We start from the raw sequence: 494 nt of genomic DNA, 5'->3' as shown, positions 1-494 counted from the left end.
GACGTTCAGCAGCGTCGGCATCGTCCCATCGACGGTCGCGAAATCGACTGCTCGCCGTGCAGCGACCGGTGAGTGGGGACCGGGACCTGCGAGGGCTACGGGAGTGCCGACTGTTTCGTCGTGGAGCGTGACGAGCGTCACTTCACATGGGGCCTTCTCAACGACAGAGTCGAGATTTGGCCCGAATACGTGTCCCTGTCGAGTAAGCGTTCCCCGCCAACCAAGCAGCACCTGATCGGCTCCCTCATCGATGATGGCCTCTAGAATTGTCTCGTCGACGCGTTCACCGTTCAGAGCTACCGTCCGTAAGTGGACGTCCATTTCCTCTGCGATGTCCCGGGCGGCTTTGAGGAGGTCGTGCTGGTGCTCCAGCCGCTCGGCTTCGATGTTTTGCTGTGGTGACGGGTCTGCGACTTGGAGAACGTTGACGGCCACGAGCTCTGGGGTCCCTTCGTCGGTATGGGCGTGTGCAGTGGCCGCGGCAAGACGGATCA

General features: G+C 61.7%; 1 protein-coding gene. It reads right to left on the bottom strand.

Going from position 1 to position 494, the window contains the following annotated elements:
- Positions 1-492, bottom strand: a 492-nt coding sequence (locus tag C5B91_RS21505) for a universal stress protein (RefSeq protein WP_255409968.1), incomplete at its 3' end; no start/stop codon positions are given.
- Positions 493-494: the final 2 nt, after the last annotated feature.

The organism is Haloferax sp. Atlit-10N (assembly GCF_003586325.1).
GTDB classification, from domain to species: domain Archaea; phylum Halobacteriota; class Halobacteria; order Halobacteriales; family Haloferacaceae; genus Haloferax; species Haloferax prahovense.
The sequence above is the reverse complement of the archived record's forward strand: the minus strand, read 5'-3'. Positions and strand labels throughout refer to the sequence as shown.